General features: G+C 67.2%; 15 protein-coding genes. 11 read left to right on the top strand and 4 right to left on the bottom strand.

What is annotated here, in order from left to right; genetic code table 11:
* Nucleotides 1-82 precede the first annotated feature (82 nt).
* The 10 genes from glnA (at nt 83) to H9654_RS03405 (ending at nt 10,420) form a co-directional block, all read left to right on the top strand.
* Entirely contained in the window at nt 83-1,492 is a 1,410-nt protein-coding gene (gene glnA / locus H9654_RS03450) for a type I glutamate--ammonia ligase (protein ID WP_042614703.1), read from the top strand.
* 311 nt (nt 1,493-1,803) lie between these two features.
* On the top strand, nt 1,804-2,142 hold the full coding sequence (locus H9654_RS03445; protein WP_042614733.1) for a P-II family nitrogen regulator: 339 nt from the start codon (nt 1,804-1,806) through the stop codon (nt 2,140-2,142).
* Between the two features lie 20 nt (nt 2,143-2,162).
* Entirely contained in the window at nt 2,163-3,590 is a 1,428-nt protein-coding gene (locus tag H9654_RS03440; protein ID WP_101101608.1) for an ammonium transporter, read from the top strand.
* 98 nt (nt 3,591-3,688) lie between these two features.
* On the top strand, nt 3,689-4,432 hold the full coding sequence (locus H9654_RS03435) for an N-acetylmuramoyl-L-alanine amidase (RefSeq protein WP_191769050.1): 744 nt from the start codon (nt 3,689-3,691) through the stop codon (nt 4,430-4,432).
* A gap of 69 nt (nt 4,433-4,501) precedes the next feature.
* Nucleotides 4,502-4,777, top strand: a complete 276-nt coding sequence (locus H9654_RS03430) for a hypothetical protein (protein ID WP_191769048.1) — start codon at nt 4,502-4,504, stop codon at nt 4,775-4,777.
* 114 nt (nt 4,778-4,891) lie between these two features.
* On the top strand, nt 4,892-6,472 hold the full coding sequence (locus H9654_RS03425; RefSeq protein ID WP_191769047.1) for a metallophosphoesterase: 1,581 nt from the start codon (nt 4,892-4,894) through the stop codon (nt 6,470-6,472).
* Nucleotides 6,473-6,567: 95 nt separating this feature from the next.
* Nucleotides 6,568-7,623, top strand: a complete 1,056-nt coding sequence (locus tag H9654_RS03420) for a two-component system sensor histidine kinase NtrB (RefSeq protein WP_191769046.1) — start codon at nt 6,568-6,570, stop codon at nt 7,621-7,623.
* A complete protein-coding gene (gene ntrC / locus H9654_RS03415; RefSeq protein WP_191769045.1) occupies nt 7,616-9,079 on the top strand; it encodes a nitrogen regulation protein NR(I) in 1,464 nt (487 codons plus the stop codon). The genes H9654_RS03420 and ntrC overlap by 8 nt, the downstream gene beginning before the upstream one ends.
* Nucleotides 9,080-9,172: 93 nt before the next feature.
* Entirely contained in the window at nt 9,173-9,742 is a 570-nt protein-coding gene (locus tag H9654_RS03410; protein WP_191769044.1) for a superoxide dismutase family protein, read from the top strand.
* Nucleotides 9,743-9,787: 45 nt separating this feature from the next.
* On the top strand, nt 9,788-10,420 hold the full coding sequence (locus H9654_RS03405) for a superoxide dismutase family protein (RefSeq protein ID WP_191769043.1): 633 nt from the start codon (nt 9,788-9,790) through the stop codon (nt 10,418-10,420).
* 232 nt (nt 10,421-10,652) lie between these two features.
* Here H9654_RS03405 and H9654_RS03400 read toward each other — a convergent pair whose 3' ends face one another.
* Nucleotides 10,653-11,540 carry a hypothetical protein gene (locus H9654_RS03400; RefSeq protein WP_191769042.1) on the bottom strand — a complete coding sequence of 296 codons (888 nt, stop codon included), beginning with the start codon at nt 11,538-11,540 and terminating at the stop codon, nt 10,653-10,655.
* 93 nt (nt 11,541-11,633) lie between these two features.
* On the opposite strand from H9654_RS03400, the gene H9654_RS03395 reads away from it, so the two are divergent.
* Complete coding sequence (locus H9654_RS03395; RefSeq protein WP_101101594.1) at nt 11,634-12,929, top strand: acetyl-CoA C-acetyltransferase; 1,296 nt, start codon at nt 11,634-11,636, stop codon at nt 12,927-12,929.
* A gap of 83 nt (nt 12,930-13,012) precedes the next feature.
* On the opposite strand, the gene H9654_RS03390 is transcribed toward H9654_RS03395, so the two are convergent.
* The 3 genes from H9654_RS03390 to H9654_RS03380 all read right to left on the bottom strand — a co-directional run bounded on the left by H9654_RS03390 (nt 13,013) and on the right by H9654_RS03380 (nt 16,229).
* A complete protein-coding gene (locus H9654_RS03390; protein ID WP_191769041.1) occupies nt 13,013-14,317 on the bottom strand; it encodes a heme biosynthesis protein HemY in 1,305 nt (434 codons plus the stop codon).
* Nucleotides 14,314-15,303, bottom strand: a complete 990-nt coding sequence (locus H9654_RS03385; RefSeq protein WP_191769040.1) for a uroporphyrinogen-III C-methyltransferase — start codon at nt 15,301-15,303, stop codon at nt 14,314-14,316. Before H9654_RS03385 ends, H9654_RS03390 begins: the two co-directional genes overlap by 4 nt.
* 131 nt (nt 15,304-15,434) lie before the next feature.
* Nucleotides 15,435-16,229 (bottom strand): uroporphyrinogen-III synthase, encoded by a 795-nt coding sequence (locus H9654_RS03380; RefSeq protein WP_191769039.1) that lies wholly within the window; start codon nt 16,227-16,229, stop codon nt 15,435-15,437.
* Nucleotides 16,230-16,264: the final 35 nt, after the last annotated feature.

The following is a 16,264-nucleotide window of genomic DNA, read 5'->3' as shown; positions in this document are numbered from 1 at the left end:
AACGGCTTGTGAGGGTCCAGAAGTTGGCACGGAGATTGCTCTGGTAATCCCAGGCATTCAATTCCAACCGAGGTTCCACCCGATGTCCGTTGAAAACGTTGAGAAGCTGGTCAAGGACAACCAGATCGAGTTCGTCGATCTGCGTTTCGTGGACATGCGTGGCATCGAGCAGCACGTCACCTTCCCGGTCAGCATCATCGAAGCGTCGCTGTTCGAAGAGGGCAAGATGTTCGACGGCAGCTCCATCGCCGGCTGGAAAGGCATCAACGAATCGGACATGGTGCTGCTGCCGGATCCGTCCAGCGCGTACGTGGACCCGTTCTACGCCGACCCGACCATCGTCATCAGCTGCGACATCCTCGACCCGGCCACCATGCAGCCCTACGGCCGTTGCCCGCGCGGCATCGCCAAGCGCGCCGAAGCTTTCCTGAAGTCCAGCGGCATCGCCGAGCAGGCCTTCTTCGGCCCGGAGCCGGAGTTCTTCATCTTCGATTCGGTCCGCTTCGCCAACGACATGGGCAACACCTTCTTCAAGGTCGATTCCGAAGAAGCCGCCTGGAACACCGGCGCCAAGTATGACGGCGCCAACAGCGGCTACCGCCCGGGCGTGAAGGGCGGTTACTTCCCGGTGCCGCCGACCGATTCGCTGCACGACCTGCGCGCGGAAATGTGCAAGACGCTGGAACAGGTCGGCATCGAAGTGGAAGTGCAGCACCACGAAGTGGCCACCGCCGGCCAGTGCGAGATCGGCACCAAGTTCAGCACCCTGGTGCAGAAGGCCGACGAACTGCTGCGCATGAAGTACGTGATCAAGAACGTGGCCCACCGCAACGGCAAGACCGCGACCTTCATGCCCAAGCCGATCGTCGGTGACAACGGCAGCGGCATGCACGTGCACCAGTCGCTGTCCAAGGGCGGCACCAACCTGTTCTCCGGCGATGGCTACGGTGGCCTGAGCCAGCTGGCACTGTGGTACATCGGCGGCATCTTCAAGCACGCCAAGGCGATCAACGCCTTCGCCAACGCCGGCACCAACAGCTACAAGCGGCTGGTCCCGGGCTTCGAAGCACCGGTGATGCTGGCCTACTCGGCACGCAACCGTTCGGCCTCGTGCCGCATCCCGTTCGTGACCAACCCGAAGGCGCGTCGCATTGAAATGCGCTTCCCCGATCCGATCCAGTCCGGCTACCTGACCTTTACCGTGCTGATGATGGCCGGCCTGGACGGCATCAGGAACCAGATCGACCCGGGCGCACCGAGCGACAAGGACCTGTACGACCTGCCGCCGGAAGAAGAGAAGCTGATCCCGCAGGTCTGTTCCTCGCTGGACCAGGCGTTGGAAGCACTCGACAAGGACCGCGAGTTCCTCAAGGCCGGCGGCGTGATGGACGATGATTTCATCGACGGTTACATCGCGCTGAAGATGCAGGAAGTCACCAAGTTCCGTGCGGCCACCCACCCGCTGGAATACCAGTTGTACTACGCCAGCTGAGCACGCGCGGCGGTGGCGGAGGATACCCCTCCCACCTTCGTCATCGCCGCATCTTTTCCGGCTGGGGAGCCGGGACGGATGAGCCTGCAACGCGGTAAAAATCGCTCCACCGTTCAGGGGCAAGCAAGACCGGACGCGCGTCATGGGCCTACCTCCCTCCCGCGTCGCTGGCTGTGTTTGGAGAGAGACACAGCCGCCAGGGCCCAGACCACGTTCGGCGCGACAGCCACGGCCACCCTGCGGGGCGGCCCGTGGTTGCAGACGCCACGGCCTGCATCCGCCGTGGACCCATCCACCATCGGGATATGCGCATGAAACTGATCTCCGCCATCATCCGGCCGTTCAAGCTCGACGAGGTCCGCGAGGCCCTCTCCGATGCGGGCGTGTCCGGCATCACCGTGACCGAAGTGAAAGGTTTCGGTCGCCAGAAGGGCCACACCGAGCTGTACCGCGGCGCCGAGTACGTCGTCGATTTCCTGCCCAAGATCAAGATTGAAACCGTGGTGACCGACGAGCGGACCGACGCGGTGATCGAAGCGATCCAGAACGCAGCGGGCACCGGCAAGATCGGCGACGGCAAGATCTTCGTCACGCCTGTCGAACAGGTCATCCGCATCCGCACCGGCGAAATCGGCGCGGACGCGCTGTAACCCACTCGGAGATCCCTCGCATGAAGATTCGACTGTTCGCCGGGTGGCAAGCCCGGTTCCATCTGGTGTGCCTGCTGATGCTGCTCAGTGCGTTGGCCGTGGGTGCGTTCCCCGGCGCTGCGCATGCCCAGGCGCAGGTCACCCCGGTGCCAACCGAAGAAGTGACCGTCGAGCCGCTGGCCGCCGAGCCGGTCGCCGCACCGGTGGCCGAAGCCGCCGCCGCGCCCACCTTCGACCACGGTGACGTGGCCTGGATGCTGACCTCCACGCTGCTGGTGCTGCTGATGGTGGTGCCGGGCCTGGCGCTGTTCTACGGCGGCCTGGTGCGTTCGAAGAACGTGCTTTCAGTGCTCAGCCAGATCCTGGTGGTGTTCTCGCTGGTGATCATCCTGTGGGTGGCCTACGGCTACAGCGCGGTGTTCAGCGAAGGCAATCCGTTCTTCGGCTCCTTCACCCAGTTCGCCTTCCTGAAGGGCTTCTCGCCCGATTCGGTCGGCAACACGCCGATCGCCGGCCTGCCGGATTATCTGTTCGTTGCCTTCCAGTCCACCTTCGCCGGCATCACCACCGCACTGATCGTCGGCGCCTTCGCCGAACGCATCAAGTTCAAGGCGGTGATCCTGTTCTCGATCCTGTGGTTCACCCTCAGCTACATCCCGATGGCGCACATCGTGTGGGGTGGTGGCTACCTGGCCGAACTGGGCGCGATCGATTTCGCCGGCGGCACCGTCGTGCACATCAACGCCGGCGTGGCCGGCCTGGTCGGCGCGTACTTCGTCGGCAAGCGCATCGGCTACGGCCAGACCGCGCTGAAGCCGCACAACGTGGTGTTCACCTACATCGGCGCGATGCTGCTGTGGGTGGGCTGGTTCGGCTTCAATGCCGGCTCGGCCGCAGCCGCCGACACCGTGGCTTCGCTGGCCTTCCTCAACACGATCCTGGCCACGGCCGCGGCGGTGGTGGGCTGGACCCTGGTGGAAGCGATCACCAAGGGCAAGCCGTCCGCACTCGGCGCTGCATCCGGCGCGGTCGCCGGCCTGGTCGGCATCACGCCGGCCTGCGGCACCGTGGGCCCGATGGGCGCGCTGGTCATCGGTGTGGTCTCCGGTGCGCTCTGCGTGTGGGGCGTCACCGGCCTGAAGCGCCTGCTGAAGGTCGATGACACCGCCGATGTGTTCGGCGTGCATGGCATCGGCGGCATCGTCGGTGCATTGCTCACCGGTGTGTTCAGCGCGCAGTCGCTGGGCGGCACCAAGGCCGACCTGGATATCGGCCACCAGGTATGGGTGCAGTTCGTCAGCGTCGCCTTCACCATCGCCTGGTGCGCCGTGGTGACCGCGCTGATCCTGCTGCTGGTCAAGGCGCTGGTTGGCCTGCGCGTCACCGAAGAGGCCGAGCGTACCGGCCTTGACGTGACCTCGCACGGCGAGTCCGCTTACGAGGTCTGATCGACCTGCCTGCTGCAGAACAACTTGTTGATGGCGCCTGCGTGCGCCGTGACCGGCGGTCCGGGGGCCGCCGGTTTTTTAATGGGTACAATCGGGGCATGACGATGATCCGCCACCTGGCCCTGCTGCTTTCCTGCGCGCTGCTGGCCGCCTGCGCCGGTGCGCCGGTAGAAGAGCGCAATCCGCTGGCGACCTGGGTGCCATCGGCCAATCACAACGCGCGCATGCCGGTGATCATCGTGTTGCACCACACCGACCAGCACTCCGTGCAGCAGAGCCTGGATACGCTGCGCAGCGCCAACAGCGGCGGCAAGGTCAGCGCGCATTACCTGATCGGCGCCGACGGCAGGCGCTACCAGCTGGTCGCCGACGATCGCCGCGCCTGGCACGCTGGCCCGGGCCGGTGGGGCACCATCACCGACCTGAACTCCGCATCGATCGGCATCGAACTGGACAACGACGGCGACACGCCTTTCAGTCAGGCGCAGGTCCAGTCACTGATCGTGCTGCTGCAGGACATCAGCACGCGCCTGCGGATTCCGCCCTCGCAGGTGATCGGCCATGCCGATCTGGCGCCTTCGCGCAAACAGGATCCCAGCCGGTTCTTCCCGTGGCAGCAGCTTGCGCAGGCCGGTTTCGGGGTCTGGCCGCGCGCTGCCGACGGACTGCCGCCGGCCGGCTTCGATGCCTGGCAGGCGCTGGCTGCGTTCGGCTATCCGCTGGACGACCGGGAGGCGGCCGTAAGGGCATTCCACCGGCGCTTCCGCGGCAGCGACGACCTGCCCCCGCTGCTGGACGCCGAAGATGCGCGCATCCTGCATTCGCTTCTGCTGCAGCAATAACCAGCGCTCTGAGGCACACTCAGCGCCCTTTTTTCAGATTTCGGGCTGCTGGCCCGGGCAGGACAGTTCATGAACACCCACAAGAAGTATTACAAGCACCCGGCCGAATCGGACCTGGGCAAGGGCAACGTGCTGATGGAAGCCCGCGGCGAAAAGATCCTGCGCCAGGTCGAAGTGTACGGATTGCGCGCGGTGTGGTCCGATGCCACCGGGCAGAGCGATGACCGCTTCCTGCTGGCCGACCAGCCGCTGTCCTTCTTCGATTTCGATGAAGATGACGAGATCAGCGCCCGCGAATTCGAGAGTGCCTGGAAAAAGGCGCGGGACGCCTCGGGCACGCCCTGAACCGCGCCCCCCGATTGTCTGATTGGTGACGGCGGCATGCGCTGATGGGGGCAGCGTCGCCGCCTTGCGAGGCTGGTGGCAGGCAAACGATGCCTGAGACCCCGGACTGCCACCATGCCCTCTCCCGCCGCGCGCTCGCGTTACCTTGGCGTCGCGCTTTTCATCGCATTCCCGCCGGCTGCCGTGCTGGCGGCGGACCAGTCCTTCCTGGTCCACTCCGATACGCAGTACGAGTGGTTCGACGACGGCAAGAATCCGACCCCCGGCCCCACGCTGACGGCACAGACCAAGGCGATCGCGTTATGGCTGTCCCGGCACCCGCCGGGAACGCCTGTCTTCCTCAACGGAGACGTCACGGCTTACGGGCACGGCAAGGAATGGAAATTCATGCTCGCCGACCTCGGTCACCGCCTTGTACCGGATCGATACTGGGGACTGGGAAACCATGACTATGACAACAACATAAGGCAGCCGGATGACTCAGGGTGCTTCAACAATGGGTGCGCGCGCGACTCCATCTACCACCTCGACGCAGCCACGAAAAACTGGGGGCTGGATTCCTTCGATTACCGAACGCATGACGACGGCCTTTTTCGATATCACACTGGCAGCCTCGCCTACAGCAAGACAATCGGCGACATCAAATTCATACAGCTGCACAACCACTATTACTATTCGGTCGAGTTCAAAAGCGAAGTATTCCCGCGGGACTACCTCTTCAAGATCACCCAATCGCTGGACTGGCTGGAGCAGGAACTCAAAAAGGCCAAGGCAGCAGGCCGGTTCATTGTCATCAACATGCACCGCCCACCCATGGGTTACGGCGAAGGTGCCCAGGCAGATGCGGCGCGGGCGCGATTCGCAAAACTGGTAACTGATCATCGCGTGCTTGCGATTTTCCATGGGCATACGCATTCAGCGGGTGTGCGGGAGATGATCGCAGACACGACCAACGTCTTCGATTCCGGCGCGTCCTTCCGGAAGACATTCTTGACTGCGGATATCGATCTCGACGAGAACGCGCTCAGGGTGCACCAGGCCACCGACAACAGGGTATCCAAGCAACCGCTGCGCACGATCGAGCTGGTGAAGGTGTTCGCGCCTGAGGTCGTGGTCAGGCCCACTCCGGCCGGCAAAATCGCCGCGAGCTTCCATTTTGGTGACACGCGACGGGACAAGCCGGTAGGCTGGATCAAAGTCCAGCTCAGTGGTGAGCAATCGCCGCGCGAAGGACGGCCCGGCCAGCAGCTGACCGACCTTGAACCCATGAAAGACTACGGCTACGTGCTTTCCGCCCATGCCGATCGTGACGGTGAGGAACTGGCCACCTTCACTGGCACGTTCAACAGTGGATCCAGCAATCATCCTCCGACCAATCTGTGCCTTGAGGAATGGGACGTGGACAGGGAAAGCATCACATTGCGATGGGAGCGGCCGCTTACCTTTCCGACGCCAGCGTACAGCTTCGTCGAGGGGGCGAGCGTGGACAGTGGTGCGACCTATAGATTCCGCGGACCGAACGACAGCAACCAAGCGAGCACCCGGCAGAAGATTTTCTATACGTCGAACGGCATAACGGACCCGATGCGGGTGGACTACTCGGTCTATTACTGGTCCGCGTCGCACGGCCACACACCTGCTGCGGTGCTTCATGGCAAGGACTTCTTTACGGGTGCAGCCTGCCCGCCGGAATGAGCGTGGTCCGCCGACGGGCGCATCACCGGTGATGCGTTTGTCTATCGAACGGCGGCCACGTCCATCAATCCGCAGTTTTGCACTACATTGGTGCAATGACTGTTTCCCCGCCGCCACCCCTCGTTGAACAGCTCGGTACACCGGTTGCCTGGGCCGATGCCGAGGGGCGCATCACCGGCTGCAACCCGGCGTTTGCGCGCTGGCTGGGGGTCAGCGGGCGTCGACTGGTCGGCCAGCCGCTGGTGGCGTTGGAGGCACAGGGCGATGCACTCGCCCATTTCCTGGCCCGCGACGAGCGCGACAGCCTGCGCCTGCACCGGTTGGCGCTTGCGCTGCCCGGCGAAGGCGCCCGCTTTGCCGAAGGCTGGATGAGCCGGCTGGACGACGGCGGCTGGTTGCTGGAAGCGCACCCGGTGGATGAATTTCCCGGGCTGGACCCGACCCAGGCCCTGCCCAGCGCGCTCAGCGCGGCGCTGAAAGGACTCGCCCACGAGTTGCGCAACCCGCTGGCCGGATTGAAGGGTGCGGCCCAGTTGCTGGCGCGCCGGATAGCCCAGCGCGATGCCGACGAGCGCGAACTGGTGGACCTGATCGGCACCGAAATCGAACGCCTCAACAGCCTGCTCGACCAGCTGCTGACGCCCGCACCGGCCGCCCCGCACGCCGCGCTGAACATCCACGCTGCGCTGGAGCAGGTGCTGCGCCTGGCAGAAAGCGAAGCCGGCTGGGCGGTCAGGTTGCAGCGCGATTACGATCCCAGCATTCCGGAATTCAATGGCGATGCCGACCGCCTCAGCCAGGCCGTTTGGAACCTGGTGCGCAACGCCATCCAGGCCGGGGCGGGCGGCATCACCCTGCGCACGCGGGTGGAGCACGGCGTGCGCATCGCCGAGCAGCTTCACCCGCTGGCACTGCGGCTGGAAATCGCCGACGACGGCCGCGGGGTACCCGAAGAGCTTGCCGAACACCTGTTCCTGCCGCTGGTGAGTGGCCGCGCCGAGGGCACCGGACTGGGCCTGGCGCTGGCCCAGCAGGTGGCGCGCGAACACCGCGGTACGCTGACCTATCGCTCGCGGCCAGGCCATACCGTATTCACCCTGCTGCTGCCGATCCGCGGCGGCGCCCCCCATGAGGTCGTGGCCCATGACTGACGCCCCGCATCCCGCCCACCCCGGCCAACGGGTCTGGGTGGTCGACGATGACCGCGCCGTGCGCTTCGTGCTGTCCACCGCGCTGCGCGATGCCGGTTACCAGGTGGAAGGTTTCGACAGTGCTGCCGCCGCGCTCGACGCGCTCACCCGCCAACCGGTGCCGGTGCTGCTGTTCACCGATGTGCGGATGCCCGGCGACGATGGCCTGGTGCTGCTGGACAAACTGAAGGCAGCCCACCCGCAGCTGCCGGTGATCGTGATGTCCGCCTATACCGACGTCGCCAGCACCGCCGGTGCCTTCCGCGGCGGCGCGCACGAGTTCCTGTCCAAGCCGTTCGACCTGGACGATGCGGTGGCGCTGGCGCGGCGCGCGCTGCCGGGCGCCGAAGCCCTGCTGCCCGACGATCCAGACCCGGGCGATCCCGGCCAAGTGGACCAGACGCCACAGCTGGTGGGGGATACCCCGCCGATGCGGGCCCTGTTCCGCGCCATCGGCAAGCTGGCGCAGGCGCCGCTGGCGGTATTGATCACCGGCGAAACCGGCACCGGCAAGGAGCTGGTGGCCAGTGCGCTGCACCGCGAATCGCCGCGGTCGCGTGCACCATTCGTTGCGCTGAATACCGCGGCCATTCCGGCCGAACTGCTGGAAAGCGAACTGTTCGGCCATGAAGCCGGCGCCTTCACCGGCGCACAGCGGCGCCATGTCGGCCGCTTCGAGCAGGCGGACGGCGGCACGCTGTTCCTGGATGAAATCGGCGACATGCCGCTGGCCTTGCAGACGCGCCTGCTGCGCGTGCTGGCGCAGGGCGAATTCTTCCGCGTGGGTGGCCGCGAGTTGATCCATGTCGACGTGCGCGTGGTCGCCGCCACCCACCAGGACCTGGAAGGGCTGGTGGCGGAGGGGCGTTTCCGCGCCGACCTGCTGCACCGGCTGGACGTGGTGCGCCTGCAGCTGCCGCCGCTGCGCGAACGCCGCGACGACATCGCCCAGCTCGCCACCACGTTCCTGTCCGCGGCATCGCACAAGCTTGATGGCCCGGCCAAGCGGCTGACCGCGGCCGCGCTTCAGGCCCTGCGCGAGCACGACTGGCCGGGCAACGTGCGCGAACTGGAAAACGTGTGCTGGCGGATGGCGGCGCTGGCAGCCAGCGATACCATCGGCGCGGCCGACGTGGAGATGGCGCTGAACCGGGGAGCCGCGCGCAGTGGCCCGCGCGCCGGCCAAGCCGATCCCGGGCAGTGGGAAGCGCTGCTTTCGCAGTGGGCGCGGCAGCGGCTGGCCGAAGGGGCCGAAGGCCTGCATGCACAGGTCCGCGAGCGCGTGGACCATGCATTGCTGGAAGCCGCCCTGCAGATCACCCATGGTCGTCGCGCCGAAGCGGCCGCGCGGCTGGGGCTGGGCCGAAATACGTTGACCCGCAAGCTGGGCGCCGGCCGCCGGCGTGGCAGCCATTGAACCGAAATCCAAAGCTGCCTGTGCACGCTCGACACCTGGCGTTGATGTGTCGTGGACAGGCAGGCCCGTAACGTGCATTGCAAGGAGTCCACGATGTCCTCGATCCGCCTGATCCTGCCGGCTGCTGCCGGCGTGTTGTTGGTTGCCTGCGGTACCACGCCACCGCCGCCCGCTGCGCCGCCGGTGGCGGTGAGCGTGGTGAGTACCGCGCAGATGGCCGAGAGCAATCTGTCGCCCGCTTCGGCCAGCATCGTCAGCGGTCGCCTCGCCCTGGTGCCCGAAGCCGGTGGCGTGCACGTGACCGGCGTGATCGGCGGACTGCAGCCGCTGCAGCAGCCGGCGTTCCACGTGCACGAGCGCGGTGACTGCAGCGCCGTGGATGCCAGCAGCGCGGGCAATCATTTCAACCCGACCCAGCAGCCGCATGGCGCGCCGGGCAGCGGGCCGCACCACCTTGGCGACATGCCCAACCTGCGCGCCGATGCGCAGGGCCGCGCCAACGTCGATATCCACCTGCGAGGCGTCACCCTTGGCGGTGGCGCCGCCAACGACATCGCCGGACGTGCACTGATCGTGCACGCCCAGTCCGACGATCATCGCAGCCAGCCTGCCGGCAATGCCGGCGCACGCATCGCCTGCGGCCTCATCCGCATCACCAAGTAGCCCTTGGGCTGCGGGCCGTGCACCCATCCAATGGAGAACCACCTGATGCGCCTGATCCACACTTCGCTGTTCGTTGCCGTTGCCGCCCTTGGCCTGAGCGCCTGCAACAAGCAGCCGGAAAACGCCGCCGACACCGTCGCCCCGGCCACCCCGGCCGAAGCGACCGCAGCCACCACCCCGGCCGAAGCTCCGCCGCCGATGACCGGCCCGACCGCAGCTGCCGGCGCCACCGCCGTCGCCGAACTGGCACCGACCCAAGGCAATGAAACCAAGGGCTCGGTCAGCTTCAAGCTGGTCGACGGCCGCGTCCACGTCACCGGCCAGGTCAGTGGCCTGAAGCCGGGCAGCGAGCACGGCTTCCACATCCACGAAAAGGGCGACTGCAGCGCACCGGACGGCGCCAGCGCGGGCGGCCACTTCAACCCGGGCACCCAGGACCACGGCAGCGTGGCCAGCGACCCGCACCACGGCGGCGACATGCCCAACATCACCGCCAACGCCGAAGGCGTAGCCACCATCGACGCCCCGGTCTCCACCAACGTCAACATCGGCAAGGGCGACGACTTTGACATCATCGGCCGCGGCCTGATCGTCCACGCTGACGCCGACGACTACAAGACCCAGCCCACCGGCAACGCCGGCGCCCGCCTGGCCTGCGCAGTAATCAAAGCCCCGTAACAGATCAGCTGCACGCAAACAGGAACGCCGGCGAAAGCCGGCGTTCTGCTTTCAACTCCCCCACCGCCGCCGGCACATGAACCCGTCAGAAGAGGCGATGGTCCGGGTCAGGCAGGACCGTCTGTTGCCATGGATGGCAACAGCGAGCCCCCAAGGACGGGTTCACGGCGTGTCCTGCATGCCCCGGACCATCGCCTCACCCGACAAAATCAAAGCGCCGAGCCGCCGAAATTCATCGTTCCAACAACGCCCGCGCATCCTGCCCCGCCTCGCAATGCACGAACAACACCGGCACCCCATGCGCCTCCAACACCGCCGCCATCTGCCGCTGTCGCATCAGGTACTGCTCATACACGCCCTTCAACTGCTCGCAGTCATTGCGCCCGTGCGCGTAGTACGCGCACCAGCCTGCCGGATCGAACAGCGCCATCCGCGCCTCGCCCTGCGTATAACGCAGCAACGGCTCCGGCGCGGCATCCAGCCACTCATCCTGCTCCGGTGCCATGATCGCCGTCTCGATCAGCGGCCATAGAATCGCCAGGCCCTGGTTGTCGTACTGCATCGACATCATCGCGGCGAGATCGTTCACGGTGAAATAGCGTGCATGTTCCACGCGTGCACCAAACGCCTTCTGCGCCAGCAGCGCGGTATCGGCGTGGGCCATGCCCTCGGCCAGCAGCACCGTTTCCAGCGCATCGGATACCGCCGCCGTGGTGGCCGCATCCGTGCCGGTCAGCAGGAACGGCAGCACGCGCAGGCCACCGCCTTTCAGCGTGGCATCGGCCTGGAACGGCAACGGCACATCGCCGTTGGCGTCGGCGCCGAAGGCCAGCAGGCGCGGGCCCTGGCTGCGACCCGGTGCGCGCATCTGCAGCTCTTCCAGGCGGCGGTGGATCGGCCAGCCCGGACGCAGCACTTCGGCCGGGTCGAAATGCGCCGCGGCGAACACCAGGTCCAGCTCGCTGGCCTGTGGCACCAGCTTGGCCAGGTCGCGGCCGATGCGCTCGGCCAGTTCGCCGGATTGGTCGGCGGTCAGTGCGGCCTGCGTGGGCGATTGCCCATCGGCGAGCTCAAGGGCCAGCACGCCGATGGCGTTCATGGCGGGGTCGGTTTTGCTCATGGTTTCACGGTTGGCCCATCACAGGGCGGCAGCTACACTTGGGACCATTATGCCTGCCATGTCGTGCAGGCCATGTTGCAGACACCCTATCCCATGCCAGGTATGTCCATGCCCAACGCCCGACCCGTCGCCATCCTCGGTGGCGTCCGTATTCCGTTCTGCCGCCAGAACACCGCATATTCGGATGTCGGCAACCTTGGCATGTCGGTGCGTACGCTCGGCGCCCTTGTCGAACGGTTCGGCCTGCATGGCCAGCAGCTCGGCGAAGTCGCGATGGGGGCGGTGATCAAGCACTCCAGCGATTGGAACCTCGGCCGTGAAGCCGCCCTGTCCTCGGGGCTGTCCGCGCTGACGCCCGGCATCACCATGCAGCGTGCCTGCGGCACCTCGCTGGACACCATCATCGCGGTGGCCAACAAGATCGCCTTGGGCCAGATCGAATCCGGCATCGGCGGCGGTTCGGATACCACCTCCGACGTGCCGATCGTCTATGGCAAGAAGCTGCGTGCCCGCCTGCTGGCGGCCAACCGGGCCAAGAGCCCCGGCGACAAGATCCGCGCGCTGACCCGCGGTTTCAAGTTCTCTGAATTCAAGCCCGAGTTCCCCGGGGTGGCCGAGCCGCGCACCGGCAAGAGCATGGGCGACCACTGCGAAGACATGGCCAAGGAATGGAACATCTCGCGTGATTCGCAGGATGAGTGGGCGGTTTCCTCGCACCGTAAGCTGGCTGCAGCGTACGAGCGTGGCTTTTTCAACGACCTGATCGCCCCGTTCCGCGGCGTGGAGCGCGACAACATCCTGCGCGCCGACACCTCGCTGGAAAAACTGGCCACGCTCAAGCCGGCCTTCGACAAGGTCTCCGGCCGCGGCACGTTGACCGCCGCCAACTCCACCCCGCTGACCGATGGCGCCTCGGCGGTGCTGCTGGCCAGCGAAGAATGGGCGCGTGCGCACGGCCACGAACCGCTCGCCTACCTGCGTGACTCTCAGGTCGCAGCGGTCGATTTCGTGCACGGTGAGGGCCTGTTGATGGCTCCGACCGTGGCCGTACCCGAGATGCTCAAGCGCAACGGCCTGACCCTGCAGGATTTCGACATCTACGAAATCCATGAAGCGTTCGCCGCGCAGGTGCTGTGCACGCTGCGCGCCTGGGAAAGCGAAGACTACTGCCGCAACCGCTTGGGCCTGGATGCTCCGCTGGGCCGCATCGATCCGGAAAAGATCAACCCGCTGGGTTCGTCGCTGGCCACCGGCCATCCCTTCGCGGCAACCGGTGCGCGGGTGATCGCCACGGCGGCCAAGCAGCTGGCCGAGCGCGGCGGTGGCCGTGCGCTGGTGTCGATCTGCACCGCCGGCGGCATGGGCGTGGTGGCGATCGTCGAACGCTGAGGGGCGTGATCCCGGTAGCGCCGAGCCATGCTCGGCGAGCCGGGAGCCGCGTACGCCGAGCAGGGCTCGACGCTACCTGGATGCTACGGAACGCGCGGGAAACCGTTGTCGTCGCGCGGTTCACCGGCGTCGTACACCGGCGGCACCGGCGCCATCACCTGCTCTTCCACCGTCGCGCGCGGGGCCACCACCACGGCCGGCTCCGGGCGTACCAGCGCGATGCTGTCTTCGCCGCGCTGCTCGCGCAGTGCGTTGGCCAGGCATTGTGCGGCCAGCGTGGTCTCACCGCGGGCGAGCAACGATGCGCCCAGCGCCTCCCACGCCGATGCACCGGCGCCAGCGGCAATCGCCTCGTGCAGCAGCACTTCGGCCTCTTCGTTGCGGCCCTGTGCCAGCGCCACGCGACCCTGTGCCAGCAGCAACGCGGGCGAACCGTCGTGCACCCGGCGCCAGCGCACCAGGTTGGATTCGCGGGTCGCCAGCCGCGATGCCGGCAGGGCGCCGTAGAGCTCCACCAGCTCATCGCTCCAGCGCTGGTCCAGCGCCTGTTCCAGCGCCAGCAGGGCCGGCTCGTCCCAGTCCAGCGCCACCGCACGTGCGGCATAGGCGGACACCACCGCAGGGTCGGCACGCAGGGTCTTCGGCGTGGTCTCCCACTGCGCGGCGAGTGCATTGACGTCGGCCGCTTCCAGCAGCGCCTGTGCCGCCAGCCGGGCTTCCAGCGTGGTCAGGGCATCGGCGGGCAGCACCTTGCTCTGGCGCAGTGCACCCAACTGACCGTACGCCTCGTGTGCACGGCCGGCGCGGGCCAGCGCTTCACTGCGCAGCCACAGTCCGCGCGGCGGCAGTGGCTGCAGGTTGGCCGCATCCAGGGTGTTGATCGCATCCACCGGCAGATCGACGGCGAGCAGTTGTTCGGCGCGCAGCAGCGCCAGGCTGGTGGCATCGGCCGCGCCCAGGCGCTGCAGGTAGGTCTGGCTGGCGGTGTCGTCACCGCGCGCACGCGCACTGCGCGCCGCGTTGGCCAGCGCCACGCCGGTCACTTCCTGGTCCTGGGCCGCGCCGTCGAACAGCTTCTCCGCGCGCTGCCAATGGCCGTGTTCATAGGCCTGCAGGCCATCCACCAGGCGCACGCGGCCCTGCTTGCGGCGATAGCGGCCCCATGCACGGAACGGTGAAGCGATCAGGCTCCACAGCAGCCACAGCACCAGCAGCGTCACCAGCACCAGCAACGCGACCTGCGGCAGGGTGCTTCGGTAATCGGTACCGCCGTAGCGGAAGATCACTTCGCCATACTGGCTGAGCGTGTTGGCGCCCAGCCACTGCGCGCCGACTACGCCCAGCGCCACGGCCAACAGCAGCACGATCAGGGATTGCAAGGGCTTCATAACGGGGTCTCTCCATCGCGCAAAGTACGCAGTTGTTGCAGGGTGCTGCCCAGTTCCGGTGCGCTCAGGCGCAGCGGCGCCGAGCGCAATGCACGCAGTTCAGCACGCTGCCTGCGCAGGTCCGGTGAATCCGGCCACAGCCGGGTCATCCCGTGTTCAATCCGGTCCAGCGCCTGCTGCAGGGCCGTGCTGTCGCCGCGTTCCACCGCAGCGCGGGCGAGGGTCAGCTCCACCTGCAGCGCGTCGGCACCGGCCACGCGCTGGGCATCGGTCAGCGGGCCACTGAGGCGGCTGGGGGTGATCTGCACGAACGGGGCCAATGCGACCTCCCACCACGGTCGTTCGCGTGCGGTGCTGGTCGGCGACGCCGGGGCCTGCAGCGGCAGGGTCTGCAACGCCTGCGCGAAGGTCGCCAGGCGCAGCCGGGCATCGGCCCGCGGCCCGTTGCCGGCAGCATCAAGCACGTTGCGTTCCTGCAGCAGCGCCTGGCGCAGATTCAGCCCGCTGGCGGCCGGCAGGTCTTCCAGCTGGGTGGCGGCAAGTGCATACAGCCTGCGCGCGCCGGCCAGGTCATCGGCGCCATCCAGCCGCTGTGCGGCCTGGGTCAGCAGCAGTTCGGCCTCGTCCGCATGCAGCGCATGGCTGTCCTGGCGGGCGCTTTCGGCGAGCCGCGCCAGGTTCTCTTCGATCAAGGCGCTGCGCTGGCCCAGGCCCAGCACTTCATCACGCAGCACCCGGTTGGTGCTGGCCGCGTCCTGCAGCCGGGCGCTGGACGCGCGCTGGTCGCGACGCAGCGCTTCCACGCTGTCCAGCAGGCCCTGCAGCCGGACCGCATCGGCCTGCGACTGCAGGCGGGCACGCTCCTGCCATTGCTGCACGGCATGCCATCCCCAGCCGCTGGCGGCGACCAGCAGCAGGACAAGGACCAGCGGGACGATCCAGCGCAGCGACCGCTGCGGCGGGGTGGGTGGGGGAGTTTCAGTCATCAGGATAGCATCCCTGTTGCATGCGCCAGCGGCAAGCAGCACAGACAGGGGGTGGGGCCGAGCCATGCTTGGCGGATGTCACCTTGGACCTCGGCATGACCGCCGCTGCGCTCGCCGAGGGTGGCTCGGCGCTACGGGGTCTGCTTCACATCAGCGTGCAGGGCCAGCGCGGCGGTGGCCATCTGGGCGGGAGTCGGTCCGGCGGCCACCCGCACCGGGGCCAGCCCCAACGCCCGTGCCTGCACTGCCAGCCGTTCGCTGGCGACCACCACCGCCATGTCGGCCTGCCAGCGCGCCTGCCACGCCGGCGACAGCTGCGCCCAGACACGCTCCATGGCTTCGCCACTGCTGACCGCCAGCACCCACGGCCGTGGTGATCGCGACAACCGGGCCAGCGTCCGCGCCGGCAGCTGCACTGGCACGCGGCGGTAGACGTCGGCGCGCAGCAGCCGGGCACCGCGCGCCTGCAGATCGGCAGCAATCAATCCGCGTCCGCCGGGTGCCGTGACCAAGCCTATGGTCATTCCCTGCACATCGGACAGTACGGGCAACGCCAGCAGACCCTCGCTGTCCATCCGCGACGGCGCGATGGCATGCTCGATTCCGTGCGCACGCAGGGCGCGCAGCGTGCCTTCACCCACCGCCAGCCAAGGCCGTTCGGGAGCATTCAGGAAACCATCGCCGCAGGAGGCGGCCGCGGCCACCGCGCCGGGGCTGGTGAAGATCACCGCGGCGGCCTGCAATGCCGTGCACAAGGCGCGAGCCCCTGCGGCATCAGGGCAGCGCTGCAGCCGCCACGGCGACAAGGCGACCGTCTGCGCCCCTGAATGGGCCACGGCGGCACGCAGCGCCGCGTGATGCCCCTTCGGGCGCAGCGACACCAATGTCCAACCACACGGTTTCGCATGTTCATCCATTGCCTGCATTATGCGGGCCCGCGTTGTTGCAGGTGTAACCACCG

It is taken from the genome of Stenotrophomonas lacuserhaii, assembly GCF_014836545.1.
Taxonomy (GTDB): Bacteria; Pseudomonadota; Gammaproteobacteria; order Xanthomonadales; family Xanthomonadaceae; genus Stenotrophomonas; species Stenotrophomonas lacuserhaii.
This window is presented reverse-complemented; position numbering and strand designations above follow the sequence as displayed.